Below are 26,115 nucleotides of genomic sequence, written 5' to 3' on the forward strand. Positions count from 1 at the left end.
TGCCGGGACGCTATCACGGCAAGAAAAGCGCTTCTTTCCATATGCGAATGCCAAATTAGTCTATTTTTCTAGTATACTATATTGCCTGTAAAGCGACAGCCATCCTAGGCTTGGCCATTCTCCTCGCATCGCAGAGCAAGGCCATGTCCGCGCGCCTCTTAGCCACCGCCGTCGCCACCCTGCTGGCCGCGGCGCTACCCCTCTCCGGCGCTCTGGCGCAGCCCAAGCGCGGCGGCACGCTGAACATGCTGGTCGAGCCCGAGCCGCCGGCGCTCTCGACCATCGCCCATACGGCCGGCCCCTCAACCAAGGTCAGCGGCAAGGTGCTGGAGGGGCTGCTGACCTACGATCACGACTTGACGCCGAAGCCGCAGCTCGCGACGGAATGGGCGATCAGCGAGGATGGGCTGCGCTACTCCTTCAAGCTGCGCGAGGGCGTGCTCTGGCATGACGGCAAGCCGTTCACCTCGGCCGACGTCGCCGCCTCGATCGCCATCCTCAAGCAGTACCATCCGCGCGGGCGCGGCACCTTCGCCAATGTCGTCACGGTCGAGACGCCGGACCCGCTGACGGCGGTGATCGTGCTGTCGAAGCCGGCGCCCTATCTGATCAGCGCCTTCGCAGCGTCCGAGTCGCCGATCGTGCCGAAGCACCTCTACGAGGGCACCGATCCGTCGACCAATCCGAAGACGAACGCGCCGGTCGGCACCGGCCCCTACATCTTCAAGGAATGGGTGCGCGGCAGCCATGTCGTCTATGAGCGCAACCCGAACTATTGGGACAAGCCCAAGCCCTATATCGACCGGCTGGTGGTGAAGTTCATCCCGGACGCCGCCGCCCGCGCCGTCGCCTTCGAAGCCGGCTCGGTCGATCTCGGCGGCGAGACGCCAGTCCCGCTCTCCGAACTCGACCGGCTGAAGAACGACCCACGCATCGGCATCGAGGAGAAGGGCTACTCCTACAGCCCCTCGGTGCAGCGCATCGAGTTCAACTTCGAGAACAAATACCTCAGGGATGTGCGCGTGCGCCGCGCCATCGCCCATGCGATCGACAAGCGCGTGATCCTGAACACGGTCTGGTACGGCTATGGCGAGCTGACCGCGACGCCGATCAGCGCCCGCCTCACCCGCTTCCACGACCCGTCCGTGAAACCCTACGCCTTCGATCCGAAGAAGGCCGAGCAATTGCTCGACGAGGCCGGCTTCAAGCGCGGCGCCGACGGCGTGCGCTTCCGGCTCAACCACGACTTCCTGCCCTATGGCGACGGCTATCGCCGCACCGCCGACTATCTACGCCAGGCGCTGTCGAAGGTCGGCATCGAGATCACCATCCGCTCGCAGGATTTCGCCACCTATATCCGCCGCGTCTACACCGAGCGCGACTTCGACTTCACCAACAACTCGATGGGCAACACCTTCGACCCGACGGTCGGCGTGCAGCGCCTCTACTGGTCGAAGAACTTCAAGAAGGGCGTGCCGTTCTCGAACGGCTCCGGCATCAACAACCCGGAGATCGACGCCCTGCTCGAGGCCGCGACCGTCGAGCTCGACCCGGCCAAGCGCAAGCAACAATTCGCCCGTTTCCAGCAGATCGTCGCCGAGGAGGTGCCCTCGATCACGCTGCAGACGCTCGCCAACCTGACGATCTACAACCGCAAGGTGAAGGATCACACGGTCGGCGCCGACGGGCTCAATGGCAACCTCGCCGATGTCTGGATCGACCAATGACCGACCTGCCTTCTTCCTCCGCCAGCGAAGCGCTCCGCCTGCTCGGCCCCTTCCCCGACAACTGGGTCCCGGTGCGGGACGGCATCGACCATGACGTCGTCATCGTCGGCGGCGGCCATACCGGCGCGACCTTCGCCTTCGCCCTGCAGCGCGCCGGCATCCGCCGGATCAGCGTGATCGATGCCGCCTCCGACGAGGCCAGTTCCGGCGTCTGGCTGACGCGGGCACGGATGAACCTGCTGCGGACCCCGAAGAATCTGCCGGGCCCCGAACTCGGCGTGCAGGGCCTGAGCTTCCAGGCCTGGTACGAGGCCCGGCAGGGCAGAGAGGCCTATGCCGACCTCGTCCGCATCCCGCGCCGAGACTGGGCCGACTACCTCTCCTGGTTCCGCGCCACGCTGGGCCTGAAGATCCGCTACCGCACGCGGCTGCTCCGGATCGAGCCCGCAGCCGATCATCTGCGCCTGCATCTCGATATCGACGGGCAGCAGACGATCGAGACGGCGCGCAAGGTCATCCTCGGCAATGGCGTCGCCGGCAGCGGCTATCCCTACCTGCCGCCGGTGCTGGAGGCCCTGCCGCCGCATCTGCGGGCCCATACGTCGGAGGTCATCGACCTCGCCGCGCTGCGCGGCAAATCCGTCGCGGTGCTCGGCGCCGCCGCCTCGGCCTTCGACGCGGCCGGCGCGGCGCTGGAATCCGGCGCCCGCGAAGTCCATCTCTTCGCCCGGCGCGACCATATCGCAGCCACCCCGGTGTCGCGGGTACGCGGCTACCCCGGCGCCTATGACAATTACCGGCATTTGCCGGACGAGATCCGCTGGCGGCAGGCCTTCCGCTTCCGCGACGCCGGCTCGACGCCGACGCCGGATGCGATCGAGCGCGCCGTGCGCTTCGCGAACTTCCACATTCACCTGTCTTCGGAGTGGCGCAACGCCCGCGAAGAGGACGACCGCATCGCGGTCGAGCTGGAGGCCGGCAAGTTCTATTTCGACTTCGCCATCGCGGGCACCGGCTTCCGGGCAGATCTGGCGCGCCGGCCCGAGCTCGCCGAGATCGCCGGCGAGGTCCTGCTCTGGCGCGACCGCCATGCCCCGCCGGATGCCGAGCGGGACGATGACCTCGGCGCCCATCCCTATCTCGGCTTCGGACATGAGCTGCTCGAGAAGACGCCGGGCGCCGCGCCGCAGCTCCACAACATCCATGTCTACAATCCCGGCGGCTTCGTCAGCTTCGGTCTGCCGATCGGCGACGTGCCTTCGATCCGCCGCGATGTGCCAGCCGTCGTCTCGGCGATCAGCCGCGACCTGTTCTTCGCTGATATCGAGCACCACCAGACGCGCTTCACATCCAGCATCGCGCCGGAGTTCAGCGAGGAGACGTGGCGCTCGGCCGTCTGGAGCGGCGCGCGGCAAGCCGCCGAATAGGGCTACGATCGGGCGCCGGGCTTCTTCGGAAAGCCCGGCGCCATCGATCAGAACACCCGCCCGGCCTTGAGGAAGGTCGTCTCGTCGTTGATGAAATAGTCGCCGATGGCGCGCGCCTTCTGCCGCAGCGGATTGTGCGTCGAGAGCGTGCGGATGTTGCGCCAGTGACGGTCGAAATTGTAGCGGCTCGCCGTGGTCGAGCCACCGCCCGTCTCGAACAGTGCCTCTGCCGCCTTCAATGCCTGCGGATAGACCGCGATTTGCGTGCGCGACACCGCAAGCGAGCCGGCCAGCAGCAGGTCGTCAAGCTCGGGCGCATTGCGACCGAAGCCCTCGGCCGAACGGTCGAGCGCCGCGGCGGCCGCCGTGATGGCGGCGTCAATCGCGAAGGAGGTCGCGGAGATCTCGCCTACCACCTGCTGCACGAAGGGATCCTGGCGGCCGGTCTCGGCCGCGCTGTGCAGTGCCGCGCGCGCGTCGCGCTGCGCATAGGCAGTGGCATCGCTGACGATGTTGCGGACGATGCCGGCGGCGCAGGAGACCAGATGGAGCTGGCGCAGCGACGAGGTGTGGCGCCCGATCGCCAAGCCGAGCTGGCGATAGGTGACCTCGCCCGGATGCACAACGACATCGTCGAGCGTGACGCTGCCGCTAGCGGTCAGGCGCTGCCCCATCCCGTCCCAGTCGTCATGCACGGTGATGCCCGCCCGGCTCGTCGGCACCAGCACGCCGACCGGCCTCTCCTCCTCGTCCTGGGCGCTGAAGACCGCGTAATCGGCGAAGGCCGTGCCGGTTGCGTAGAACTTGCGCCCGACCAGCCGGAAGCCGTCGCCGTCGCGAAGGAGGCGCGTCGTCACCTGCCCCGGCTTGGCGGTGCCGAGCTCGGTCGAAGCGCCCGCAAAGAGAGACCCATCCAGCACGAGGCCGAGCAACTCGCGGGAACGCGGCGTGTCTTCGCCCAGGACATGGGTCTCGGTGAAGTTGAAATGCGAGCGCAGCGCATGCGCCACGTTCGGATCGGCCGCGGCGAGCGTGACGATGACCTCGAACAGGTCGCGCAGGCTGCCGCCGGGGCCGCCGAGACGGGCCGGCACGCGCAAGGCGCCGAGGCCGGATTCGCGGAACAGGCGGAAGCTCTCATACGGCAACTCGCGCCGCTGCTCGCGCTCGGAGGCACCGATAGCGAGGCGGCGGGCAAGCTCGGGCAAGCGCGCCAGCAGCTCCTCCCGGCCCGAGCCGGCCGGCTTCGCATCGCGTTTCAGAGCAGCACTTCCCGCTCGCGTCATATCGGCAGCTCCATCTGGCAGGTGAACGACCGCGGCCGTCCCTGCTCCAGAGGGCATGGCGCACATCGCCATGTCAATAGTCTACTAATTTAGAGATTAAATGACCCAGCACCGATCTTAGCACGGAGACACAGCGCTTCTCGGGCCCGCCATTCACTCAAACGGAAATTATTGATGGCACGCGGCCGCATCCACAAAATCCTCTCCCAAGTTCGGCACAAAATTAGATTATCTATTTTATAGACTAATAGGGCCTCGCTGCTAGCCTAACGGTATTCGGCCTGCAGATCGGCAGGCCGCAGTTCCGCCAGCAGCGTGACAGAGGCTCATGACGACCCTAGCCGACACATCCCTCCATCTCCTGCGCGAGCGGCAGCAGCCACGGCCACTCGCCTGGTCCGGCCTGAGCGCAGGGCTCGCCTGGGCTGCACTCGCCATCAGCGCTGTCGCCTGGCCCGATGTCAGCGACTGGCTGGAGACACGCCGCTTCGCGCTCGGCGCGGCGATCTTCGCAGCCGGCTTCATCAGCCTGACCATTGCCGGTCGCTGGCTGCCACGGGCCGGCGACTGGATCCGCGAGGCAGGACCATGGGCGACCGCCTCGGGCATCGCGCTGACGCTCTGGCAGCTCGCCTCGGCCAAGTTCGGATGGCTGCCTTTGCCCTTCTTCCCGCCGCCGCAGGCACTGCTGGAGGTCTATACCGAGGACTATGCGACGCTGGGCGCCAGCGTCTTCGCCTCGATGAAGCTGCTGGTCACCGGCTTTGTCGTCGGTGCGGTGCTCGGCTTCCTCACTGGCGTGGCGATCGGCTGGTCGCGGCAGGCGGGCTACTGGGTCCATCCGGTGCTGCGCTTCATCGGGCCGCTGCCGGCCACCGCCTGGCTGCCGATCGCCTTCTTCGCCTTCCCGTCGAGCTGGAGCGCCAGCATCTTCCTGATCGCGCTGGCGACCGGCTTTCCTGTGACGGTGCTGACCTGGTCGGGCATCGCCAGCGTCAACAGCCGCTATTACGACGTCGCCCGCACGCTCGGCGCCCGGCCCGGCTTCCTGATCCTGCGCGTCGCCGTTCCCGCCGCTTTGCCGCATGTCTTCGTCGGCCTGTTCATGGCGCTGGGCTCGGCCTTTTCGGTGCTGATGGTCGCCGAGCTGGTCGGGGTGAAGGCCGGCATCGGCTTCTACATGCAATGGGCCCAGGGCTGGGCCTCCTACGCCAATGTCTATGCCGCGCTGGTCGTGCTGGCCCTGCTCTGCTCGGGCTCGATAACCCTGCTGTTCCGCCTGCGCGATCGCGTCCTCTCCTGGCAGAAGGGTCTCGTCCAATGGTAGCGCTCGCCTTGCAGCCCGCCGCCCGGCCCATCGCCGGCGCCTCGCTCGCGATCGACAAGGTCAGCCACGCCTTCGATCTCGATGGTTCGATCCTGCCCGTGCTCGACCATGTCAGCCTCGACGTGAAGCCGGGCGAGTTCGTCGCCCTGCTCGGCCCCTCCGGCTGCGGCAAGTCGACCCTGCTGCGCCTCGTCGCCGGGCTGGAGCCGCCACGCAGCGGAACTCTGCGCGAGGACGGCAAGCCGATCGCCGGCCCCCACCCCTCACGCGTCGTCGTCTTCCAGGACCCGACCCTGTTCCCCTGGCTGACCGTCCGCGACAATGTCGCCCTCGGCCCGCGGGCACAGGGTACGCTGAAGGAGCAGTGGCCGCGCGTCGACGAGACACTGGCGCTGGTCGGCTTGAGCAAGTTCGCCAACGCCTATCCGCACCAGCTCTCCGGCGGCATGGCGCAGCGTGTCGCTCTGGCGCGGGCGCTGGTCAACGACCCGTCGATCCTCATTCTCGACGAGCCGCTCGGCAAGCTCGACTCGCTGACGCGTCTGACCATGCAAGCCGAGCTCGTCTCGCTCTGGCAGCGCAAGGGCTTCACCGCGATCCTCGTCACCCACGATGTCGAGGAAGCGCTGTTCCTGGCGACCCGCGTCGTCATCTTCAGCGACCGCCCTGCGAGCGTGAAGGCCGATTTTGCGGTCGACTTGCCCTATCCGCGCCATCGCGGCGATCCGCACCTCGCCGAACTGCGGCGCGAAAGCCTTGGCCTGCTCGGCCTCGACGCCAACTGGTAGCCGCCCCTCCCGCCCGTTTCATCTTCATCCAAGGAGATTCCGTCATGTCCGACAACAATCCGCTTCTCTCCCGGCGCACGCTCATCGCCGGCGGCTCCGCACTCGCGCTTGGTGCGCCGATCGCCGCCGGCTTCGGCTCGGCGCCTTCTCTGGCGCAAGGCGGCCCGCATAAGCTCAAGCTCGGCTGGAGCGGCACCGGTATCTGCCTGATCTCGGTGCCGGCGGCGGCCGAGAAAGGCTTCTTCACCAAGCACGGGCTCGACGTCGAGATCGTCAAGTTTGGCTCGAACTTCGACGGCAGCCTGGAAGCCGTCGCCTCCGGCAAGATCGACGCCACCGTCAACTTCATCCTGCGCTTCCTGAAGCCGCTGGAGCAGGGCATCAACATCCGCTTCACCGGCGCGCTGCATGGCGGCTGCATCCGGGTGATCTCAGGCGTGGGCTCGCAGGAGGTCGACTACAAATCGCTCAAGGGCAAGTCGATCGGCGTCGTCGACATGGCGAGCGCCGGCAAGAACTTTCTCGCCGTCCAGCTCTTCAAGGCCGGCATCAACCCGGCCAACGAGGTCGACTGGCGCGTCTACCCGGTCGACCTGCTCGGCGAAGCGATCAAGAAGGGCGAGATCCAGGCGGCCGTCGATGCCGACCCCGGCATCTTCCTGGTGCTCAAGAACAATGAGGGCAAGCTGCACGAGATCGGCGGCCTGCTCACCACCGATCCTTACAAGGACCTGTCCTGCTGCGGCATCGCGGTGCGCAAGGACTTCGCCGAGAACAACAAGCCGGCAAGCGCGGCCCTAACCCGCGCCTTGCTCGAGGCCGCCGACTGGGTCAAGAACAACCCGGACGAGGCCGCGCAGATCTTCTCCGCCTACAGCCCGATCGCCAAGCCGATCCTCGGCGAGATCATCCGCAGCCATACCCATGAGCACCATTTCGGCTCGGGCAAGCGGCTGCGCGAGGAGGTCGCGCTCTATGCCGACGATCTGCGCTCGGTCGGCGTCATCCGCCCGCGCACCGATCCCAAGGCGCTGGCCGAACGCATCACCGTCGACGTTCTCGGCTGACGTTCCCCCAGACGGATGCCGGCCGGCATCCGCCAACCCTCCCCGTCATCAGGATGCCCATACCGTGACTGATCACGCGATCACGGACAGGACTATCGCGGGCGCGCCAGCCGACATCAGCCAGCGCGACCTCAACCTCGTCTTCGCCACGCTCGCCTGGAGCGCCGCCGGTGCGATCACTTTGCTCTGGCCGAATATCCGCGACTTCGCCCTGACTACGCATCTCGCCGCCGGGCAATGGCTGATCGGCGCGGTCCTGCTGCTCGGCTACGGGCTCGGCCCCCGCCTGCGCGGCGTCGACCGCTGGCTCAGGAAGAACGGCCCCTGGCTGATCGCCCTGCCGGTGCTGCTCTCGATCTGGCAGATCGCCTCGGCCAAGACCGGCTACTGGCCGCTGCCCTATTTCCCGCCGGCGCAGGGCCTGCTCGAGGCCTATGCCAGCGACTATCCGCGCCTGCTCGAAGGCATCCGGGCCTCGCTGGTGCTGCTCTCGCTGGGCATCGCCTTCGGTGCGGTCGCGGGCTTCCTCACCGGGCTCGCCACCGGCTGGACACGGCGGGTCGGCTACTGGACCAGCCCGATCCTGCGCTTCATCGGGCCGATCCCGACGACGGCCCTGATCCCGCTGGTGCTGTTCCTGTTCCCGTCGAGCTTCAGCGCCGGCGTCTTCCTGGTCGCGCTGGCGACCTGGTTCCCGGTGACGATCCTGACCTGGTCGGGCGTCGCCGCGGTCGACAAGGCCTATTACGACGTCGCACGCACGCTCGGCGCCAGCCAGCGCTTCCTCCTGCTGCGCGTCGCGATCCCGGCCTCGCTGCCGCATCTCTTCGTCGGCCTGTTCATGGGGCTCGGCCACGGCATCGCCGTGCTGGTCGTCGCCGAGATGATCGGGGTCAAGGCCGGGCTCGGCTACTACATCGACTGGGCTCGCGGCTGGACCGCCTATGGCCATCTCTATGCCGGGCTGCTGGTCATGGCCGTGCTGTTCTCCGGCCTCACCACCCTCCTCTTCCGCATCCGTGACCGGCTTCTCGTCTGGCAGAAAGGCGTCGTGCAATGGTGATCGAATTCCCGAGCGGAGAAGCCACAGCCTCTCCCACGCGGCGCGAGGCCGTGATCACGCTCGCGCTGCTGGCGATCGTCGGTTCCACTCCCGCGCTCGCCCATGCCCATCTCGTCAGCGCCAGCCCGGCGGTGGACAGCACTGTCCGGACCGCTCCACGCGAGGTCTCGATCAGCTTCACCGAGAAGCTGGAGGAGAAGCTCTCCAGCATCGCCGTGAAGGACGCCAGCGGCCGCCGCGTCGACAGCGGCGCGGCCCGTTTCGCCGACACCAGCGGCAAGAAGCTCCTCGTCGCGCTGAACGAGCTGGCGCCCGGGCGCTACAGCGTCGACTGGGTCGCGGCCTCGGTCGACACCCACCGCACCAATGGCAGCTTCGCCTTCACGGTGAGGCCCTGACTTGGCCGGCGCCGCCCTCGACCTCCTGCTGCGCCTGGTGCGCGGCATCGAGCTGATGGCGGCGCTGACGGCGTTCGGGACGCTCGCGATCGCGCTTCTGATCCCGCGCGCCTCCGGCGATGAGCATCCCGTCGAGCTGGTCCGCCCCGCCCTGCAGTCTCTGTTGCGCCACGCGATCATCGTCGCACTGCTCGCCTCCATCCTCTGGTTGCCCCTGCAGGCGCTGCGTGCGACCGGCAGCGAGCTCGACCTCTTCGCCGCGACCCGTCTCATCGCCGTCGAGACGGTTTTCGGCCATGCGCTGCTGCTCCGCTTCGGATTGCTGGCGCTCATACTCGAAACCGCGGGCGACCTGCGCTCGCTTTGGCGCGTCGGCTTCGCCGCCTTGCTGGCGGCGGCGGCCGTGACCTTGCAGCCCTGGCTTGGCCACGCGGCCGCGGCATCGACGCCGACCCTGCCGGTCCAGATCGCGCTGCATACGGCAGCAGCCGGGCTCTGGATCGGCGCACTGCCGGCCCTGCTCCTCGTCGCCGCCCGGCTACCGGTTGCCACGGCGGCATCGACAGTCCGGCGGTTTTCCTGGCTCGGCCTCGTCGCCGTCGGCACCATCGCAGCGACCGGGTTCCTGCAATCCCTGCCGCTCGTCGGCGATCTCGGCGGCCTGTTCGGCACACCTTACGGTTTGCTCCTGCTCGGCAAGGCGACAGTGTTTGTAACGCTGCTGGCGCTCGCCGCACTGAACCGCTTCGTATTGACGCCCAGGCTGGCTGCCGGCGCGCGCCGGCCGCTCCTGATCAGCATCGCGATCGAGCTTGCTCTCGGCATCGCTGTGATCGCGATGGCGGCCTGGCTCGCCAATCAGCCGCCGGGAGCCCATGAGCAGCCGGCCTGGCCGTTCCCGCTCCAGCCCGATCTGTCGCGGATCGACGAGGCCTATTTCGCCAAGGAGCTCTGGCGCGCGGCTGCGCTGGCAGGCGTCGTCGGCGCAGGGCTCCTGGCCTTGTTCTGGCGCCGGACACGCCTCGTCGGGCCGCTCGCGGCCGCAATCGCCGTTGCGCTGCTGCCCTTCCCAAACCTGCCCTTGCTTGCCAAACCTGCCTGGCCGACCAGCTTCCAGCGCTCGGAGACCGGCTTCACCGCCGCTTCGATCCTGCAAGGCGAAACCCTACTCAAGCGCTACTGCACGCCCGACTGCTTTCGGCCGCGCGACGATCCCTCCGATCCGACGCCCTATGGGCTCTGGCAGCGCCCCGACGGCGATCTTTATGGCTGGCTGACGGACACCTTCGACCGGATCGGCCACAGCCCCTTCCCGCATGGCACGATCGCCAGCCTCGAACCGCGTGAGCGCTGGCAATTGATCGACTATTTCCGCGCCCGCATCGCCGGCACCTCCGCCAAGCGCAGCGGAAGCTGGCGCCATCCGGTGCTGACGCCGGACTTCCCGGTCCTCTGCCGCGATGGCAGCAGCGCGATGCGCGACATCCTCGGCCGCTCCGGCCCGATCGAAATCACGATCGCCGACGACCTCAGGGCCCGCCTGGAGCCCACTCCGGGCGGCATCAAGCTCACACGCGTCCTGCTTCTTTCCAAAGAGCGCCAATCCATTCCCGACGGTTTCGACTGCCTGTCGAGTTCGCCGGATGCGCTCGCAGCGCTCGCCCTGATGGCCGGCCTCGACGAGGTGAAACTCGGCGGGGTGCGCCTGCTCATCGACGCCAATGGCTGGCTGCGCAGCCGCATCCTGCCAGTCGATCCCGAGGCCACCTCATCCACCGGCTGGCGGGACGAACTCACTCGCATCGCCGCAGAGCCGTTCGAGGCCGGCGGCATCGGCACCCACCGCCATTGATCATCCCAGCAAGGAGCACGCCGCCATGAACATCGCTGCGCCCAAGGACAGTTTCGCGGCAGCCGCTGCGCCCGTCGGCCCGCGCTCGCCGGAGCTGGCTGAGCTGATCGCGCGGATCGGCGAAGGCGCCTCCGAGCGTGACCGCACCCGCACGCACCCTTATGCCCAGGTCGACCTCATCCGCGCTGCCCGCTTCGGCGCCTTGCGGGTGCCGCTAGCGCATGGCGGGGCCGGCGGCTCGCTGCGCGACCTGATCGAGGCGATCATCGCGCTCGGCGCCGCCGATCCGAATGTCGCACACGCGCTGCGCAACCATTTCAGCTTCGTCGAGCGCTTCGCCCAGCCGGCGCTCGATCCGCAGAACGGCCGCTGGCTTGCCGAGGTCGTCGCCGGCAAGATCTTCGGCCTGGCGGCCGGCGAGCTGACCGCCTTGCCGGTCGGCGGCAGCCCGCTCGAAACGCTGCTGACGGCCGATGGCACCGGCTATCGGCTGAGCGGCGAGAAATACTACAGCACCGGCACGCTCTATGCCGACTATGTCGTGGTGCGTGCCCAGGACGAGGCCGGCCGGCTGGCCTCCGCCATCCTGCCGGTCGATCGCGACGGCATCACCCGCCTGGACGATTGGGATGGCGTCGGCCAGCGCCTCACCGGGACCGGCACGACGCGGTTCGAGAATGTCCGGGTCGAGCCCGACGAGATCGTCTGGGACGAGGCCGGCGGCAGCTATGCCCGCCCCTACCACACGACCTTGCCGCATATCTTCGTGACCGCGGTCGTCGCCGGCATCATCAAGGCCGTCGCGCGGGACGCCATCGCCCTGCTCCATCGCCGTGGCCGCTCCTTCGCCCATGCGCCGGTGGCGATACCGGCGGACGATCCCTTGCTCCAGCAGGTCGTTGGGCAGGTCGAAGCCGCCGCCTTTGCTGCCGAAGCGACCGTGCTCGCCGCGGCCGAAGCGCTCGACCGGGCGACGGCTTCGGCCAGCGGCGGCGCCATCGACGAAGCCCTCGCCCATGACGCTGCCCTCGCGGCGGCCAAGGCCAAGATCATTGTCGACGAGCTCGCGATCCGCGCCGGCTCGCAACTCTTCGACGTCGGCGGCGCTTCGGCCGCCAAGCGCGAGAGCAATCTCGACCGGCACTGGCGCAATGCCCGTACGCTCGCGGCGCACAACCCGGTTTCCTACAAGGCGCAGGCGGTCGGCGCCCATGCCGTCAGGGGCACGGCCCTGCCCAAGACCGGCTTCTTCTAGAGACCTGCCCCGACAAGCCGGCGCGGCCTGCTACGGCCGCGCCGATCCTCTTCAGTTCCCAGGAAGCCCAGCCGATGAGCATTGCCCCTTCCCCGACAGCCAATGTCCTGTGGTTCCTGCCGACCCATGGCGATGGGCGCTATCTCGGCACCGCCCAGGGCGGGCGGCAGACCGATTTCGGCTATCTGCGCCAGGTCGCGCAGGCGGCCGATCAGCTCGGCTATTACGGCGTGCTGCTGCCGACCGGGCGCAGCTGCGAGGATTCCTGGATCGTCGCCTCCGCAGTCGCGCCGACCACGCAGGAGCTGCGCTATCTCGTTGCCGTCAGGCCCGGCCTGCAATCGCCGACGGTGGCCGCGCGCATGACCGCTACGCTCGACCGCGTCAGCAACGGCCGGCTGCTGGTCAACGTCGTCACCGGCGGCGACCCCGTCGAGAATGCCGGCGACGGCATCTTCGCCGATCATGACGAGCGCTATGCGGTGACGCGCGAGTTCCTGTCGATCTATTCGGCGCTGCTGCGTGGCGAGACGGTCGATCATCACGGTGCCCATCTCAAGGTCGAGGGCGCCCAGCTTCTCTATCCGCCGGCGCAGGAGAACGGCCCGCCGCTCTATTTCGGCGGCTCCTCGCCGGCCGGCATCGCGGTCGCCGCCGACACGATCGACAAATACCTGACCTGGGGCGAGCCTCCCGCCGCTGTCGCGCAGAAGATCGATGTCGTCGACAAGGCCGCCAGGGCAGCAGGCCGGAAGGTCTCTTTCGGCATCAGGCTGCATGTCGTCGTCCGCGAGAGCGAGGACGAGGCCTGGGCCGCGGCCGACCGGCTGATCAGCCATCTCGACGACGAAACGATCGCCAAATCGCAGGCGACCTTCGCCCGCATGGATTCCGAAGGACAGCGCCGGATGTCGGCGCTGCATGGCGGAAGGCGCGATCGGCTGGAGATCTCGCCCAATCTCTGGGCCGGGATCGGCCTGGTGCGCGGCGGCGCCGGCACCGCGCTCGTCGGCAACCCCGAGCAGGTCGCGGCCCGCATCCGCGAGTATCAGGCGCTGGGCATCGACAGCTTCATCCTCTCCGGCTACCCGCATCTGGAGGAGGCCTATCGCTTCGCCGAGCTGGTCTTCCCTTTGCTCGACCTCAACCATGGCAGGCCGCGCTTTTCCGGCGTCGTCAACAACGGCCCCTTCGGCGAGACCATCGCCAACGACGTCAAGCCGGCCCAGCGGCGCGCCACGAGTTCCTGAGACGATGCGAGCGGTGCCTGCCCGGCACCGCTCGCATTCGAGCAAGGCAGGACCTTGGCGGGGTTGGTCAGCGGGTTTCCGGCTCGCCCAAAGAGAGCATCAGCCGGTTGGCCCAGTTGAAGAACGAAGCCGCGTGGATCAGGTCGGCGATCGAGAGATCGTCGAGACCAAGGCGGCGCAGCTTGGCGACATGGCTCTTGTCGAAGGTGATCGGCGTCGCCGTCAGCGCCACCGAAGCCTCGATCACGGCGTTCCAGAGCGGATCGATATCGACGCCGACGCCCTCGTCGAGCAGGCGCTGGACATCGTCGCGGCGCTTCGAATGCGTCGTCGCGAAGCGGGCGTGGACCGAAGCGCAGTAGATGCAGCCATTGCTGCGCGAGACTGCAGCTGCGGCAAGCTCGCGCTCGGCCCGCGGCAGGCCAGCGCGGGTGTTGTAGAAGATGTCCTTGTCGGCCAGCGTCCGGGCGCGAAGGATATCCGGATCATGCGCGAGCAGCCGGAAATACGGGCTCTTGGCGCGAGCGATATCGACCAACCCCTGCTTCTGCCGCTCCGTCAGGGCATCTTCGGGAACGGGGTCGAGCCAGGCGTTCCAGCCGAGTTCGTCCTGGGTGAAGACAGTCGGGATCGCGGCCTTCGGATGGTCGAGTGTCGTGGCGGTCATCGGATCGCTCCTTTGTCGCGTAGCGTCAGGAACCGAGGACGCGCAAGCCATGCGCGGCGCGGATCTGGAAGGAGAGGAAGGCGACGATCTGCGACAGGGTCACGATCGCGGCCGTGCTCCAGCCGGCCTGCCGCAGAAGCGAAAGATGCGGCCCCTGCGCATCACGCGGGTGGAAGACCAGCAGGTGGACATGTTCGAGCGCGGCCGAAAGCCGCTCGCCCAGAGCGGAGCGCGCCGACGTTTCGAGCCTGAAGAGCGGCCCGGCGAGGTTCTCGCGCGAGAGCGGCCCGCTCGGATAGGCGCCGTAAGGGCCTGTCGTGGCAGCCCTCCTGGCCTGGCTGCGCAGCACGCCGATCAAATCGGCCCCTTCGGGTCGCTGTTCGAACCGGAGCAGATAATGGTTCGCGGCCGCGCCTTCGGCATCGTGCAGCAACGCGACAAAGGCAGCGATCGCCAGGCGTTCGGCTGCCGAAACCGCCGTCTCGTCGCCACTATCGAACAGCGCCTCGTAGCTGTCCTGGATGTTGCGGCGCGTCTCCGGCCGCTCATGCCGGATCACGTCGAGCGCGGAGCCGGCGGCAACCCCAGCCAGACGGTCGAGGACATCCTGCGTTGCGTGGTCGGTCATGATGGCCTCACGGTTGAAGAGCGGCAGCGGCAGCGTGAAGTCGGGGCGGCTGCCGATCGCGGAGCGGCGGGCGCCAGCCGAGTGCCGGCGCAACCTCGGATGCGGTGAGCTCGATCGAGCGCAGGACCGCTGGATGCGGCGGATCGACGGAATGGACCTGGAAGACGATGTCCGTGACGCGCGGCAGCACGCTGTCCGCTTCCAGCGAGGCGATGACGTCGTCCGGCGCGCCCACATGCGTGTCGAGCGTTCTGATCAGCCCCGGCAGGCTGCGATCGGGAATGACATGGCCACTGGCGAGGAAGCGGTCGAGCACGCGATTGAGCCCGATCTCGGCCAGCTTCAGCGCCTCGGCGCGGTTGTCGGCGACGAAGAGCGAGCGCGAGGCCATGATGCGCGGCGGGGTGCCGGCCGGCAGGTTGGCAAGATAGGCATCGACGATCGGGTGCTGGATCTCGGGCAGGGTCGCGTCCGGATTGTCGCGGCTGCGCGGCTGGGTCCGTGACAACATCAGCCCGGCGCCGGCCTTGCCGATGCGTTCGGCGCCTGCGGCCGAGAACGTCGCATGCCAGACGCGGTCCGCCAGGGTGCCAGCCTCGGGGTAGAGCCGGTTCCGCTCATGGCCGAGCGCCTCGCCCCGCCAGGCAGCGAGCAGCCTGTCGAGATGGCGCGCGAAGATCTCGCTGCGCGCCTCCTTGTCGATCCCAAAGGCGAGGAAGGTCTCGGGTGTCGTGCCGGTGCCGACGCCGACTTCCAGCCGCCCGCCCGAGAGAAGGTCGACCACCACCGTGTCCTCGGCGGTGCGGACCGGGTTCTCCATCGGCAGGATGATGATACCCGTGCCGAGCCTGATCCGGCTGGTCCGCGCCGCGACATAGGCCAGGAAGGGCAAGGGCGAGGGCAAGCCGCCCTCGTCGCGGTGGAAGTGATGCTGGGCGACCCAGGCGCTGTCGAAGCCGTGGCGCTCGGCATGGGCGATCTGCTCGGCCGCCAGCCGATAGCGCTCACCGGCGGGCGCGTCGTCGAGCAGACGGGTGAAGAAGCCGAGACGTTTCGTGCTCACGGGCCTGCTTTCCTCATGTCTCGATGCCGGCGAAAGACAGGGCGAACGGCCCTTCCCCGCGCCGATGCAGACGCTCGGCCACTGCTCCGCGTCCCGCTTGTTCAGGCGACAGCAGGCTGATCCGCGTCGACCCGAGGTCGAGGAAGGTAGCCTTGGCTTCGAGACCCGGAAGAACGCCGGCCACAATCGGCTCGGCGCCCGTCAGGGCCTGCCAGCGCCTGGTGGAGGCCGTGAGATCCCCGACAGCGATGCTGATGCCGGCAATCCCGGTGGCACCGTTGGCATGCTCCGGCGCTGCAGGAACGCGCAGCGCGCGCGGTGTCACGTCGGCGCAGAAGAACGGCAGGTCGGTCGCCTCGGGCCGAGCGGTGCGCCAGATCAGCGTCTCGCCATCGGGGCGCTTGCGACCGCCATCTTGCGGCGGGCCGTAGCCGAGCCCGGCGGCGCCCGCTTCAGCCAGCACGGCATCGAGATCTTCGGGCAGCAGGGCAAGATCGATCGGGCCGGGCCCATCGCCCTGCAGCACGCGCCACCAGAAGAAGTCCGGCTGCGGCACGGGAAAGGCGATGATCTCGATATAGGCGCCATCGGCGAAGGAGATCAGCGCGTTGACGCTACCGCGCGGATGCGTGCCGCCCGGCTCCACCGTGAAGCCGCGGGCGCGCCAATCGGCGACGGCCCGGTCGAGATCGTCGGTGACGATGACTGCGTGGTCGATCCGAAGTTTCTGTCTGGTCATGCTGCCTCCGCGCCGCCGAGATAGGCGTCCCTGATCCTCGCATCGACGAGCAGGTCGGAGGCCCTGCCTTCGAGCACGATCCGCCCTGTCTGCAGGACATAGCCGCGATGGGCGATCCGGAGCGCCAGGCTGGCGTTCTGCTCGACCATGAAGATGCTGACGCCCCGGCCGTTGATCTCGCGGATCAGCTCCAACACGCGCTCGACCCAGAGCGGCGACAGGCCCATGGTCGGCTCGTCCATGATGACGACGCGTGGCCGGCCCATCAAAGCGCGGGCCATCGCGACCATCTGCTGCTCGCCGCCCGAGAGCGTTCCCGCCTGCTGCGAGAGCCGCTGCGCGACACGCGGGAACAGCGCCAGCACACGATCGAGATCAGCGGCGATCGCCACCTTGTCGTCGCGGGTGAAGGCGCCCATCAGCAGGTTCTCGCGCACGCTCATCGCGCCGAACAGGCGCCTTGCCTCGGGCACGGTGCCGACGCCGAGCCGCACGATCTGCGGCGTCTTCAGCTTCAGGGTCGAAACACCGTCGACGCGGACATCGCCGGCAGATGGTTTCACCAATCCGAGGATGAGCTTCATCGTCGTTGACTTGCCGCTGGCATTGCCGCCGAGCAGGCAGACGATCTCGCCCTTGCCGACCTGCAGCGACAGCCCGAAATGGGCCTGAACCGGGCCGTAGAAGGTATCGACGCCCTGCAGTTCCAGGATCGGAGATGCGGTTTCGCTCATCGCCAGCCTCACGCGCTCGCCGCAGCAGGCAGGGCGGCATGGACGGCGTCGACTGCCCGGCTCTCGCCACCGACGCCGCCATGGCCGAGATAAGCCTCGATCACTGCCGGATCGTTGCGCACCGCAAGCGGCAGGCCCTCGGCGATCTTGCGGCCGTCGTCGAGCACGACGACGCGGTCGGAGAGCCGCATCACCATGTCGAGCTTGTGCTCGATCAGGAGGATGGTCTGCCCGCGCGCCTTAAGGCCGGCGATGATCTCCAGCATTTCGGCGGTCTCGGTCTGGTTCATGCCGGCGGTCGGCTCGTCGAGCAGCAACAGCTTCGGCCTTGCGGCAAGCGCCCGCGCGATCTCGACACGGCGGCGATTGGCATAGGACAGGCTGTAGGCCGGCTGGTCGATGCGCGGCAGCAGCCGCTCGCCGAAGATCGCCAGGATCTCGCGAACCTCCGCGCGCAAGGCAACATCCTCCGCCTTGACCGAAGGCGGGCGGATCAGCGCCAGCGCCAGCTCGGCCAGCGGGCCGATCACCGGCCAATCCGGCCGTACTGCGTGCAATCGGCGATGGGCGCCGACCAGCACATTGTCGGCAACGCTGAGATTGGCGAAGACGCGGCCGTGCTGGAAGGTGCGGGCGAGCCCGGCGGCAGCGACCGCCTCGGGTGGTCGGCCGGTGATGTCCGTGCCGTCGAAGCGGATAGAGCCCTCATCGGGCCTGTCGAGACCGCTGATCAGGTTGAAAGCGGTCGTCTTGCCGGCACCATTGGGGCCGATGACGCTGACGAGCTCGCCCTCGGCGATCGCAAGGTCGACGCCGGCGACGGCGGTGAGGCCACCGAAGCGGCGCACCAGCCCGCGCACCTCGAGCAGCGGGCGGGCCGCTTCGACAGAGGGCAGCGGAAAGGGAGCAGTCATGGCGCTTCTCCTCAGACCGTGCCGAGCAGGCCTTGCGGCCGGAAGCGGACGAGCAGCAGGAGCGCAATCCCGTAGAGCAGGATGCGGTACTCGGCTGCGACCCGGAACACTTCGGGCAGGCCGATCAGCGCGAGCGAGCCGAGAATCGCACCGCCGACATTGCCCATGCCGCCGAGGATCGCGATGGTCAGCGCCAGCACCGAGATCTGGGTGTTGAAGGTCTCGTGGTTGATGAACGAGTACATATGCGCGGTGAAGGCGCCGCTGATGCCGGCGAAGAAGCCACCGAAGGCGAAGGCGAGGCCCTTGTAGCGGTTGAGCCCGATGCCGAAGGAGCGCGCCGCGACATCGTCGTCGCGCACCGCCCGGAGCGTGCGGCCGAGATGCGAACCGAGCAGCCTGAGCTGCAGCAGCGCGAGGCCCGCCATCAATGCGAAGGCGAACCAGTAGATCGCGTTGGTGTCATAGAGCGCATGGCCGAACAGCTCGAGCGGCGGGATGCCGGCGACGCCGATCGGCCCATGCGTCACGCTCTCCCAGTTCAGGATGACGAGTGCGACGATCTCGCCGATGCCGAGCGTCGCGATGGAGACATAGTGGCCGCGGAGGCGAAAGGCCGGCGAGACCAGCAGCGTGCCGAGGCTCGCCGCCGCCAGGCCGCCGCAGAGCAGTGTCAGCCATACCGGCCAGCCGAAATCGGAGGCCAGCAGCGCCGAGGTATACCCGCCGATGGCGAGCAGCGCGGCGTGGCCGAGCGAGACCTGCCCGCTCGTGCCGGCGACCAGCGTCAGGCTCAAGCCGAGCAAAGCATAGAGCCAGGCATTGGTCAGCGTCTGGATCAGGTAGCCATTGTCGATCAGAACAGGCAGCGCGATGAAGAAGACGGCGGCTGCGGCGACGAGCGGGATCGGCAGCGCGGCCGGCTTGCTCGGCGCGACGAAGGTGCTGGTCATCGGCTCGGGCGGAAGCTGGCGGCGGCTGGCGAACAGGCCGTTGGGCCGCAGCACCAGGATGGTGATCAGCAGGATGAAGGCGAAGAGGTTGCGATAGCTGGTGCCGAGCAAGGCGACGCCATAGCTCTCGATAATGCCGAGCAGGAGCGAGCCGACGATCGCGCCGGGCACGTTGCCGACGCCGCCGACGACCTCGGCGACGATGCCCTTCAGCGTTGCCTCGAACCCCATCGTCGGCGTGATGACGTTGTAGTACATCCCGACCAGCACGCCGCCGACACCGCCCAGCGCCGAGGCGATGGCGAAGACGATCATGTTGACCTTGTCGACATCGACGCCCATGGCCCGCGCCGCATCGCGGTCGAGCGCCGTGGCACGCACCGCCCAACCCCATTTCGTCAGCTTGAGGAAGGCGAACAGTGCAGTTGCGGCGGTGATGCCGATGCCGCCGATCAGCAGGTCGAGCACGCCGATCGAGCCGCCACCGATCTCGATGCGCCAGTTCGGCAACTGCATTGGCACCGAGCGCGGATCGGGGCTGAACAGGATCTGCACGGTCTGGTCGAGCACGAAGCTGAGGCCGATGGTCGCCAGCAGCGGTGCGATGCGCGGCGCGTCGGCGAGCGGGCGGATGCCGAAGCGCTCGATCAGGACGCCGAGTCCGGCGGTAAGCATGACCACCAGCGCCAGCGTCACCGGAAACGGCGTCTGCAGCACGGAGACCGCGACCCAGCCGACATAGGCGCCGACGACATAGACCGAACCATGCGCAAAGTTGATCAGGCGGCTGACGCCGAAGATCAGTGCGAGGCCGACCGCCAGCAACGCGTAGATGTTGCCGATGATCAGGCCGTTGACGGTGTGGTCGAACCAGGAGGTCATCGGTCGGCCTGAGGCGTCAGTTCGTCTTCACCCCATCCCACAGCGTGAAACGTCCATTACGCACCACGAGCTGGGCACTCTGGGCGCCCAGGATGCGGCGCGTCTGGGTGTCGAATGTGGCTTTGCCATAGACCACGCTCGGCACGTCCTTCACCTTGGCCAGCGTGTCCCGGATCGTGGTGCGGTCCAGGTTCGGCGCCTCGCGCAGCACCTGGCCGAAGAGAACCACCGTATCGTAGGCATAGGCGTTGAAGGCGTCGGGCTCCTTGCCATACTTCGCCTTGAACGCGGTGACGAAGGTCTGAACCTCGGGACGCGGATCCTCCGGGAAGAAGCGCGCATTGGTGAAGACGCCTTCCGAGGCTTCGGCACCGAGCTCGATGAATTTCGGCGAATAGATCGAGCTCGACGCCGCGATCGGAACGGTGACGCCGGTCTGGCGGGCCTGGCGGACGATGAGGGCGCCATCGGCATAATAGGAGACCAGGAAAAGCCCGTCTGGCTTGGCGTCGCGAACGCGCACCAGCGTCGAGCGGAAGTCCTTCTCGTCGGGCTGGTAGCCTTCGGCGGCGACAACCTCGGCGCCCAGCTCCTTGGCCGTGGCGGCGAAATGGTCCTTGCTGGTGCGGCCCCAGTCGGTGTTCAGGAACAGGATCGCGATTCGCTTCAAGCCGACCTTGTTGACGACATAGGTCGCATTGAGTGGCTGCTCGTCGGCCTGGCTGACCGAATTGCTCCAGATGAAATCGCCCGTCTTGGTGAAGTTCGGATGCGAATTGGTGAAGCCGAACTGGACGAGGCCGGCGCGCTGATAGATCGGCGACGCCGCCATCGAGGCTGGGCTGGCGAAATCGCCGAGCTCGGCGACGATGCGCTTGTCGGCGACGAATTTCTGCGCGACCGCGACAGTCTGCTTCGGGTCGCTCTGCGTGTCCTCGAAGACATAGCGCAGCGGCCGGCCCTTGATCCCGCCGGCGCCGTTGATCTGGTCGAGCGCGAGATCGAAGCCCTGCTTCCACTGCGCCCCGTATTGCGCATTCGGCCCGGTCAGCGGTCCGCTGACGCCGAGCAGGATCGGCTCGCCTGCCGGCTCCGCGGCACGAGAAAAGCCGGAAGCAGATGCCAGAACGATAATGGCGGCCACAGAGCTCAAAAGCGCGCGACGGCTGGTCATGATGCTGCTCCGGAAGAGGCCTTTCGCCGCCTCGCCGGCGGCCTGTGCTATGCCCTTCAGAGTGCGCCCCGGCTCGCAGACCGGTCAATGAAACGTTCTTTCAAAAGAACATTCCCTGGGGAATGCAAATCCTCCCCGTTGCCCCAAGAGAGAAAATTCTCTCCAATCACGGCGAGTTTCGTGCCCTTCTTGAGAAACGGTCCACGTACTTCTGCCCCCGGCATGAAGCGCGGGCCACACTCCGGCAACATTGTTCTTTACCAAGAACGACCTGAATGCGATCGACCACGACAGGCTGCCGCAGGGGTCGTATTGCAGGCGTCGAGCTCCTTCGGCTCTGCTTCAGGCTTCGAGTGCCAGCACCGCGAAGCTCGCCAGCCAGTGCTCGCCCATATAGTCGCCGGCGATATGCGGCATGCCGGCCGCCAGATGCCGGTCCGCCGCCTCCTCGGCAACGGCGCGGCGCGCATCATCCGCCGGCAACGCCGAGGCGAGCGCGCGCCAGCACCAGGCACGGCTGAGGTTGAGGCCGTCGAGATGGGCGATCTTGCCGTCGGAGCGATCGGTCACCGTCGCCGGCCGGAACAAGGTCGCCGGCTCGCGCTGCGCGATGCGGGGCAGGAAGCGCTCGAGCCAGGGCAGGAACTCCTCCGCCGGCAGCAGGCGGCGCATGCACTCGGCCTCGATCAGCGCCGAGGACTGGAAATCGTCGCCGCTCGGCTCGCCCCAGGCCGGGCAGTCGACATCGGCGCCATACCAGCGCCGGCCGGTCTCACCGAGCAGCGCCGCAAGATCGCGGTCACCGGTGACGACGGCGTAGTCCATCGCCATCCGGAGGCCGAAGGCCGTGTTGAAATGGGTGCCGACCCGCACCGGATAGGTCGCGAGCGGCAGGAAATCCCGGAAGCGCTGCGCGAAGATCTCCGCCAGCGGCCGCAAGCGCTCCGACCGGCGCCGGTCATCGTGCAGGGCGAGCTCCTCGGCGAGCTTCAGCAGCCAGCCCCAGCCATAGGGGCGCTTGAAGCCGCGCGCGGTCGGGGCCGCCAGATAGGCGCACTCCACCGCGATCTTCTCGGCGACGAACTGCTCGTCGAACAAGGCGCGGATATCGGCCGCAACCGGCATCTCCGGGAAGAGCCGCAGCAGCCGCGCCAGCATCCAGTAGCTGTGCACGCAGGAATGCCAGTCATAGCTGCCATAGAACACCGGGTGGAGCTGGCTCGGCGTCTGGGCATCTTGCGGGCCGGCCAAAGTGTGGTCGGGCTTGTTGGGATATTCGCGCCGGACATGGCCGAGCGCGATGCCGGCGAACCGTGCCGCCAGTTCGGGCGTGAGACTAGGTTTTGCCATGACCGATCCTTTTCCGCTGGCGGCTATCCGGCCTGCATCAAACGCTGATTGCTGACAAGGCTCGCGAGGCGCGCCTCAGATGCTGGCGATCAGCCCGCCAATGACGCGAATGACGCTGCCCGTGGTGCAGGAGGCGCGCTCACTCGCAAGGAAGGCGACCGTGTCGGCATTCGCCCGCCGGCGAACGCCCCAGCGGGATCGTGCCGGCGCCTTCCGCGCTCACCGCCTCGACTGAGCGTCCCTCACCACGGCGATCGCGCCGTCGAGCCATAGCGTATCCCCAGGCATTTTCGAGCGAAGTGGACACCAGTTCGCCTGAAGGCAATGCGATAAACCAAGGGCGTGCAGCAATTCCGGGATTCGGAGAATTGCGGGATTGCTCTCGATTCAGTTGTGCTCGGGAACCAGGGCAGCAAGATCGTCGGTCACGCGCACCTCCCAGGCGATTGCCCCCTGATGCCGGCTCATCGACAACGCATTGTCGAGCAGGGTGACCGGGTCGTCTGCCCCCACCTTGCAGCGGCGGGCGATTTCAGCCTTGAGGCGGAGCATCTCGGGCATCTCCACAAGCTCGCCGCTGACTTGGCACCGCGTCATCACCGCGTCGAGAAGCTCGGCCGCTTCAACGCATCGTCCATCGCGCAACAATGCGCGCACCAGCGGAATGGACAGCGGCATCGTCTGCAGTTCCAGGTGTGAATCGTTGAGAAGCGAGATGCTGTCCTCAAGTCTCGCAATGCCGGCTGTCGCCTTTCCGCGATGAATGTCCAGCACGCCCCGCAAACCGCTCGCGGCAGCCATGAATGGGGCTAGCCCGTTCAATTGTGCACATTCGCTGAACGCGACGAGCGCCTCTTCCGCCTGGTCGAACTCATCCATCCAGATGGATATCGACAGCGCCCAGATCTGCGCCAGGCAATAGGAAACGGGGTGATCGAGCTGGGCAGCGCCAGATACGGCCTGCCGGGCCACGGCCACCGCTTCTGCCGGGTCTCCGGATAGCCATAGGGCGCGGGCGAGCATGATGGCCGCGCGTGTCCGGTGATCGATCCCGTAACGGACTGTCGAGACGCGCACCGACGGAGGGAGCAGTCTCAGCGCCTTCTTCAGATCCCTGAGCGCCTGCTTCTGATTGCCTCGGATATGATGCGAGGTGCCGGATAGTGAATGAGCAATCCCAAGTGCATGATCGTCATCGATCCTGTTGGCGACCTCCATCGCCATGTCGGCATATTCTGCCGAAGCAGCATGTTCCCCGATGCGCTTGTGGAAGATGTGGAGGAGCCCAAGTATTCGCAATTGGCTCCAGTGATCGTCGAGGGCTGTCGCGACTTCAAGCGCGCGGCTGAAGGCGCTCCCCGCTTCTGCAAAGTTGCCTCGGGCGAACATCAGCGAGATTCCCAATGCGCCCTGCAATTCGAGTTCGGCCTCCGTCCCGCGCAAGCCATCGTCGATCTCCGTGATCGCGCGGGCACACCAGCTTCTGCACTCGATCAGGTGGGACGTGTTCATGAACACGCGCGCGCTTGCGGCGGCCAGCCGAACGCCCAGCCTGCTATCGCCGCTCTGGCCGAAGCTCCAGTCGAGCGCGGCGCGGATGTTGCCGAGTTGGTGGTTCAGGTGGCGCGCATCGAGAAGGCCGACCTCCTGCGCGGCGATGGCCTCAAGTTCGGTCAAGAAGAAAGTCGCGTGCCGTTTGGCAATCTGGCCCAATGCATCCGCCGCGCCGGAAAGGAGGCGGTGCTTCGCATAGGCGCGGGTCATTTCAAGAAGGCGGAACGAGTCCGTGCCATGGGATCGATCCACCGTGACGAGCGATTTTGTCGCGATTGCATCAATGGCACCCGCAACGTCATCAGCCCCGAGATCCGCGTCGGAAACCACCGCCAAGGCCGCGTCGATCGAGAATGCTCCGACGAAGATCGCAAGGCGTTCAAGCACGGTTCGCTCGACATCGGACAGGAGCTCGAAACTCCAGTCGAGCGTGGCCTGCAGGGTCCGCTGCCGCGGCTGCGCGGTCCGAAATCCAGACCAGTTGAAGCTCAGGCGCTCGCCCAGTTGGCGGGCCGTCAGGGATGCGCCATGCGTTGCGACGCGTACAGCTGCAAGCTCGATCGGCAGCGCCATCCCGTCCAGACGATGGCACATGTCCGCGATAAGGCGGGCTGATGCTTCGTCAAGATCGAAAGAACTGTCCGCGGCTGCTGCGCGATCGCAGAACAATTGGATTGCGGGATAGGTCAGTAATTGTTCGAACGAGAGTTCAGCGGGATTATTGGGATATTCGAGCGCATCGAGCCGGTGTATGTGCTCGCCCCGCACCCGCAGTGCCTCCCGGGACGTTGCCAGGATGCGGACCTGTGGAGCTTCGATCATGAGACGCTCGACGAGGCGCGCGACTTCGTCAACCACATGCTCGCAATTGTCGAGCAAGAGCAGCAAATGGCGGCTGCGGACATGGCCTACGATAGTCGCGAGCGGGTCATCGCCATGCAATGGGGTGCCGAGTTCGCCCGCGACCGTAGACAGGACAAATGCCTGATCTTCAAGCATGCCGAGGTCCACGAAGGCCACGCCATCCTCGAATTGCTCGGCCAGGGTATGGCCGAGCACGACCGCGAGTGACGTTTTCCCCACGCCGGCCGGGCCGACGACCGTGAACATCGGCGCGGTGGCCATTCTGTCTTGCAGCAGGCGCAGATCGTGCTCACGCCCGATCAGGCGGGGGAGACGCGCCGGGAGCTTCGATACAGTCCGCGGGTGCTCGACTGTTCTGTCTACTGACAGACGCGCCGTTGCCGGCTCCCCCTTCCTGACCGGCGCGACGAATGCATATCCGACGCCCACCTGCGTTGCGATGTACCGGGCTCCGCCCTCTCCGTCGCCGAGAAGCTTTCTCAGGTTTGCCATATGAAAGCGCAGACTACCGTCCTCGACGACGACATCCGGCCAAACCCGCTTGATCAACTCGCGCTTTGACAGGACACGCCCGGGCTGTCCGGTCAGAACGCCCAACAAATCGAGAGAGCGCCCGCCGATCTCGATTTTCCGACAATCTTTGGTAAGTAGCCGCTCATTGATCGAGAGAGAGAAGGGCCCGAATGAAATAAGGTCAGAAACCCCGTGTCGCTCTGAATAATCCCGAACCGGATCAGCCTGTTTCACAGCCGCTCTCCCAGAACAGACGCGCGTGGGTATTCGGTCGTTCGCCTGTACGCAAACATGGCTGCGGTTCCAATCATACGAACGGTTACTTTGCCTGCGGACACGATCGGAGCCGCAGTCGTCGCAGCTGGTGCAACAGGAGCCGCTCGCGGCTCGACACTCCGGATCTCTTGGTCCGCCATGCGCATGAGCCCCCATCCAGGTGCTCAACTTCCGGCCGGAGCGGACCCAAGGGGCACCGTTCACGCGATGTCCATCTGTCCTGAATGCGAGCGCGGCGGATCCGTGGCGCCGCATGCGCCTTAGTCGCGCTCATCGGGCCAGGCTTCCGCCGGTTTGCCGATCGGCGGTGCATCGCTCCCATGGCTGATCAATCTCATCCCATGCGGGGCTCCTCGATTTCAAC

General features: G+C 67.1%; 21 protein-coding genes. 10 read left to right on the forward strand and 11 right to left on the reverse strand.

The features are described 5' to 3' along the window. Nucleotides 1-143: 143 nt before the first annotated feature. Both VGV58_RS18620 and VGV58_RS18625 read left to right on the forward strand, forming a co-directional pair. On the forward strand, nt 144-1,727 hold the full coding sequence (locus tag VGV58_RS18620; RefSeq protein WP_326875517.1) for an ABC transporter substrate-binding protein: 1,584 nt from the start codon (nt 144-146) through the stop codon (nt 1,725-1,727). Further along, on the forward strand, nt 1,724-3,154 hold the full coding sequence (locus tag VGV58_RS18625) for an NAD(P)-binding domain-containing protein (protein ID WP_326875518.1): 1,431 nt from the start codon (nt 1,724-1,726) through the stop codon (nt 3,152-3,154). The genes VGV58_RS18620 and VGV58_RS18625 overlap by 4 nt, the downstream gene beginning before the upstream one ends. 47 nt (nt 3,155-3,201) lie before the next feature. On the opposite strand, the gene VGV58_RS18630 is transcribed toward VGV58_RS18625, so the two are convergent. Beyond that, nucleotides 3,202-4,440 carry an acyl-CoA dehydrogenase family protein gene (locus tag VGV58_RS18630; RefSeq protein ID WP_326875519.1) on the reverse strand — a complete coding sequence of 413 codons (1,239 nt, stop codon included), beginning with the start codon at nt 4,438-4,440 and terminating at the stop codon, nt 3,202-3,204. Nucleotides 4,441-4,768: 328 nt separating this feature from the next. Between VGV58_RS18630 and VGV58_RS18635 the strand changes: the two genes are divergently transcribed. The 8 genes from VGV58_RS18635 (at nt 4,769) to ssuD (ending at nt 13,440) form a co-directional block, all read left to right on the forward strand. Continuing rightward, entirely contained in the window at nt 4,769-5,767 is a 999-nt protein-coding gene (locus VGV58_RS18635; RefSeq protein ID WP_326875520.1) for an ABC transporter permease, read from the forward strand. Further along, on the forward strand, nt 5,761-6,555 hold the full coding sequence (locus VGV58_RS18640; RefSeq protein ID WP_326875521.1) for an ABC transporter ATP-binding protein: 795 nt from the start codon (nt 5,761-5,763) through the stop codon (nt 6,553-6,555). Before VGV58_RS18635 ends, VGV58_RS18640 begins: the two co-directional genes overlap by 7 nt. Before the next feature lie 44 nt (nt 6,556-6,599). Continuing rightward, nucleotides 6,600-7,622 carry an ABC transporter substrate-binding protein gene (locus VGV58_RS18645; protein WP_326875522.1) on the forward strand — a complete coding sequence of 341 codons (1,023 nt, stop codon included), beginning with the start codon at nt 6,600-6,602 and terminating at the stop codon, nt 7,620-7,622. Between the two features lie 64 nt (nt 7,623-7,686). Further along, nucleotides 7,687-8,685 (forward strand): ABC transporter permease, encoded by a 999-nt coding sequence (locus VGV58_RS18650; protein WP_326875523.1) that lies wholly within the window; start codon nt 7,687-7,689, stop codon nt 8,683-8,685. Continuing rightward, nucleotides 8,679-9,083: a copper homeostasis periplasmic binding protein CopC gene (gene copC / locus VGV58_RS18655; RefSeq protein WP_326875524.1), complete on the forward strand. Its 405-nt coding sequence runs from the start codon at nt 8,679-8,681 to the stop codon at nt 9,081-9,083. Before VGV58_RS18650 ends, copC begins: the two co-directional genes overlap by 7 nt. A gap of 1 nt (nt 9,084) precedes the next feature. Beyond that, on the forward strand, nt 9,085-10,935 hold the full coding sequence (locus VGV58_RS18660) for a CopD family protein (protein WP_326875525.1): 1,851 nt from the start codon (nt 9,085-9,087) through the stop codon (nt 10,933-10,935). Nucleotides 10,936-10,960: 25 nt separating this feature from the next. Beyond that, nucleotides 10,961-12,190: an acyl-CoA dehydrogenase family protein gene (locus tag VGV58_RS18665; RefSeq protein WP_326875526.1), complete on the forward strand. Its 1,230-nt coding sequence runs from the start codon at nt 10,961-10,963 to the stop codon at nt 12,188-12,190. A gap of 74 nt (nt 12,191-12,264) precedes the next feature. Then, entirely contained in the window at nt 12,265-13,440 is a 1,176-nt protein-coding gene (ssuD, locus tag VGV58_RS18670; protein ID WP_326875527.1) for an FMNH2-dependent alkanesulfonate monooxygenase, read from the forward strand. 67 nt (nt 13,441-13,507) lie between these two features. Here ssuD and VGV58_RS18675 read toward each other — a convergent pair whose 3' ends face one another. The 10 genes from VGV58_RS18675 to VGV58_RS18720 all read right to left on the reverse strand — a co-directional run bounded on the left by VGV58_RS18675 (nt 13,508) and on the right by VGV58_RS18720 (nt 25,709). Further along, nucleotides 13,508-14,107 carry an alkylhydroperoxidase domain protein gene (locus tag VGV58_RS18675; protein WP_326875528.1) on the reverse strand — a complete coding sequence of 200 codons (600 nt, stop codon included), beginning with the start codon at nt 14,105-14,107 and terminating at the stop codon, nt 13,508-13,510. A gap of 25 nt (nt 14,108-14,132) precedes the next feature. Continuing rightward, complete coding sequence (locus VGV58_RS18680) at nt 14,133-14,735, reverse strand: CMD domain protein (protein ID WP_326875529.1); 603 nt, start codon at nt 14,733-14,735, stop codon at nt 14,133-14,135. A 7-nt stretch (nt 14,736-14,742) separates the two neighbouring features. Then, nucleotides 14,743-15,798: a putative FMN-dependent luciferase-like monooxygenase gene (locus tag VGV58_RS18685; RefSeq protein ID WP_326875530.1), complete on the reverse strand. Its 1,056-nt coding sequence runs from the start codon at nt 15,796-15,798 to the stop codon at nt 14,743-14,745. Between the two features lie 13 nt (nt 15,799-15,811). Beyond that, the gene (locus tag VGV58_RS18690) at nt 15,812-16,537 is read right to left on the reverse strand and encodes a VOC family protein (RefSeq protein ID WP_326875531.1); all 726 of its coding nucleotides are present in this window, start codon (nt 16,535-16,537) and stop codon (nt 15,812-15,814) included. After that, entirely contained in the window at nt 16,534-17,271 is a 738-nt protein-coding gene (locus VGV58_RS18695; protein ID WP_326875532.1) for an ABC transporter ATP-binding protein, read from the reverse strand. Before VGV58_RS18695 ends, VGV58_RS18690 begins: the two co-directional genes overlap by 4 nt. Nucleotides 17,272-17,279: 8 nt before the next feature. Further along, a complete protein-coding gene (locus VGV58_RS18700) occupies nt 17,280-18,185 on the reverse strand; it encodes an ABC transporter ATP-binding protein (RefSeq protein ID WP_326875533.1) in 906 nt (301 codons plus the stop codon). A gap of 11 nt (nt 18,186-18,196) precedes the next feature. Continuing rightward, on the reverse strand, nt 18,197-20,020 hold the full coding sequence (locus VGV58_RS18705; RefSeq protein ID WP_326875534.1) for an ABC transporter permease: 1,824 nt from the start codon (nt 20,018-20,020) through the stop codon (nt 18,197-18,199). Between the two features lie 16 nt (nt 20,021-20,036). Further along, nucleotides 20,037-21,194, reverse strand: a complete 1,158-nt coding sequence (locus VGV58_RS18710; RefSeq protein WP_326875535.1) for an ABC transporter substrate-binding protein — start codon at nt 21,192-21,194, stop codon at nt 20,037-20,039. Between the two features lie 342 nt (nt 21,195-21,536). After that, entirely contained in the window at nt 21,537-22,544 is a 1,008-nt protein-coding gene (locus tag VGV58_RS18715) for a DUF2891 domain-containing protein (protein ID WP_326875536.1), read from the reverse strand. A 387-nt stretch (nt 22,545-22,931) separates the two neighbouring features. Further along, nucleotides 22,932-25,709, reverse strand: a complete 2,778-nt coding sequence (locus VGV58_RS18720) for an ATP-binding protein (protein ID WP_326875537.1) — start codon at nt 25,707-25,709, stop codon at nt 22,932-22,934. Nucleotides 25,710-26,115: the final 406 nt, after the last annotated feature.

Source organism: Allobosea sp., assembly GCF_035944895.1.
Taxonomy (GTDB): domain Bacteria; phylum Pseudomonadota; class Alphaproteobacteria; order Rhizobiales; family Beijerinckiaceae; genus Allobosea.

What these genes read in the sequence shown, in the direction of transcription:
- VGV58_RS18620 (WP_326875517.1), top strand. Translation starts at nt 144, where the DNA reads ATGTCCGCGCGCCTCTTAGCCACCGCCGTCGCCACCCTGCTGGCCGCG.
- VGV58_RS18625 (WP_326875518.1), top strand. Translation starts at nt 1,724, where the DNA reads ATGACCGACCTGCCTTCTTCCTCCGCCAGCGAAGCGCTCCGCCTGCTC.
- VGV58_RS18630 (WP_326875519.1), bottom strand. Translation starts at nt 4,440, where the DNA reads ATGACGCGAGCGGGAAGTGCTGCTCTGAAACGCGATGCGAAGCCGGCC.
- VGV58_RS18635 (WP_326875520.1), top strand. Translation starts at nt 4,769, where the DNA reads ATGACGACCCTAGCCGACACATCCCTCCATCTCCTGCGCGAGCGGCAG.
- VGV58_RS18640 (WP_326875521.1), top strand. Translation starts at nt 5,761, where the DNA reads ATGGTAGCGCTCGCCTTGCAGCCCGCCGCCCGGCCCATCGCCGGCGCC.
- VGV58_RS18645 (WP_326875522.1), top strand. Translation starts at nt 6,600, where the DNA reads ATGTCCGACAACAATCCGCTTCTCTCCCGGCGCACGCTCATCGCCGGC.
- copC (WP_326875524.1), top strand. Translation starts at nt 8,679, where the DNA reads ATGGTGATCGAATTCCCGAGCGGAGAAGCCACAGCCTCTCCCACGCGG.
- VGV58_RS18665 (WP_326875526.1), top strand. Translation starts at nt 10,961, where the DNA reads ATGAACATCGCTGCGCCCAAGGACAGTTTCGCGGCAGCCGCTGCGCCC.
- ssuD (WP_326875527.1), top strand. Translation starts at nt 12,265, where the DNA reads ATGAGCATTGCCCCTTCCCCGACAGCCAATGTCCTGTGGTTCCTGCCG.
- VGV58_RS18675 (WP_326875528.1), bottom strand. Translation starts at nt 14,107, where the DNA reads ATGACCGCCACGACACTCGACCATCCGAAGGCCGCGATCCCGACTGTC.
- VGV58_RS18680 (WP_326875529.1), bottom strand. Translation starts at nt 14,735, where the DNA reads ATGACCGACCACGCAACGCAGGATGTCCTCGACCGTCTGGCTGGGGTT.
- VGV58_RS18690 (WP_326875531.1), bottom strand. Translation starts at nt 16,537, where the DNA reads ATGACCAGACAGAAACTTCGGATCGACCACGCAGTCATCGTCACCGAC.
- VGV58_RS18695 (WP_326875532.1), bottom strand. Translation starts at nt 17,271, where the DNA reads ATGAGCGAAACCGCATCTCCGATCCTGGAACTGCAGGGCGTCGATACC.
- VGV58_RS18700 (WP_326875533.1), bottom strand. Translation starts at nt 18,185, where the DNA reads ATGACTGCTCCCTTTCCGCTGCCCTCTGTCGAAGCGGCCCGCCCGCTG.
- VGV58_RS18705 (WP_326875534.1), bottom strand. Translation starts at nt 20,020, where the DNA reads ATGACCTCCTGGTTCGACCACACCGTCAACGGCCTGATCATCGGCAAC.
- VGV58_RS18710 (WP_326875535.1), bottom strand. Translation starts at nt 21,194, where the DNA reads ATGACCAGCCGTCGCGCGCTTTTGAGCTCTGTGGCCGCCATTATCGTT.
- VGV58_RS18715 (WP_326875536.1), bottom strand. Translation starts at nt 22,544, where the DNA reads ATGGCAAAACCTAGTCTCACGCCCGAACTGGCGGCACGGTTCGCCGGC.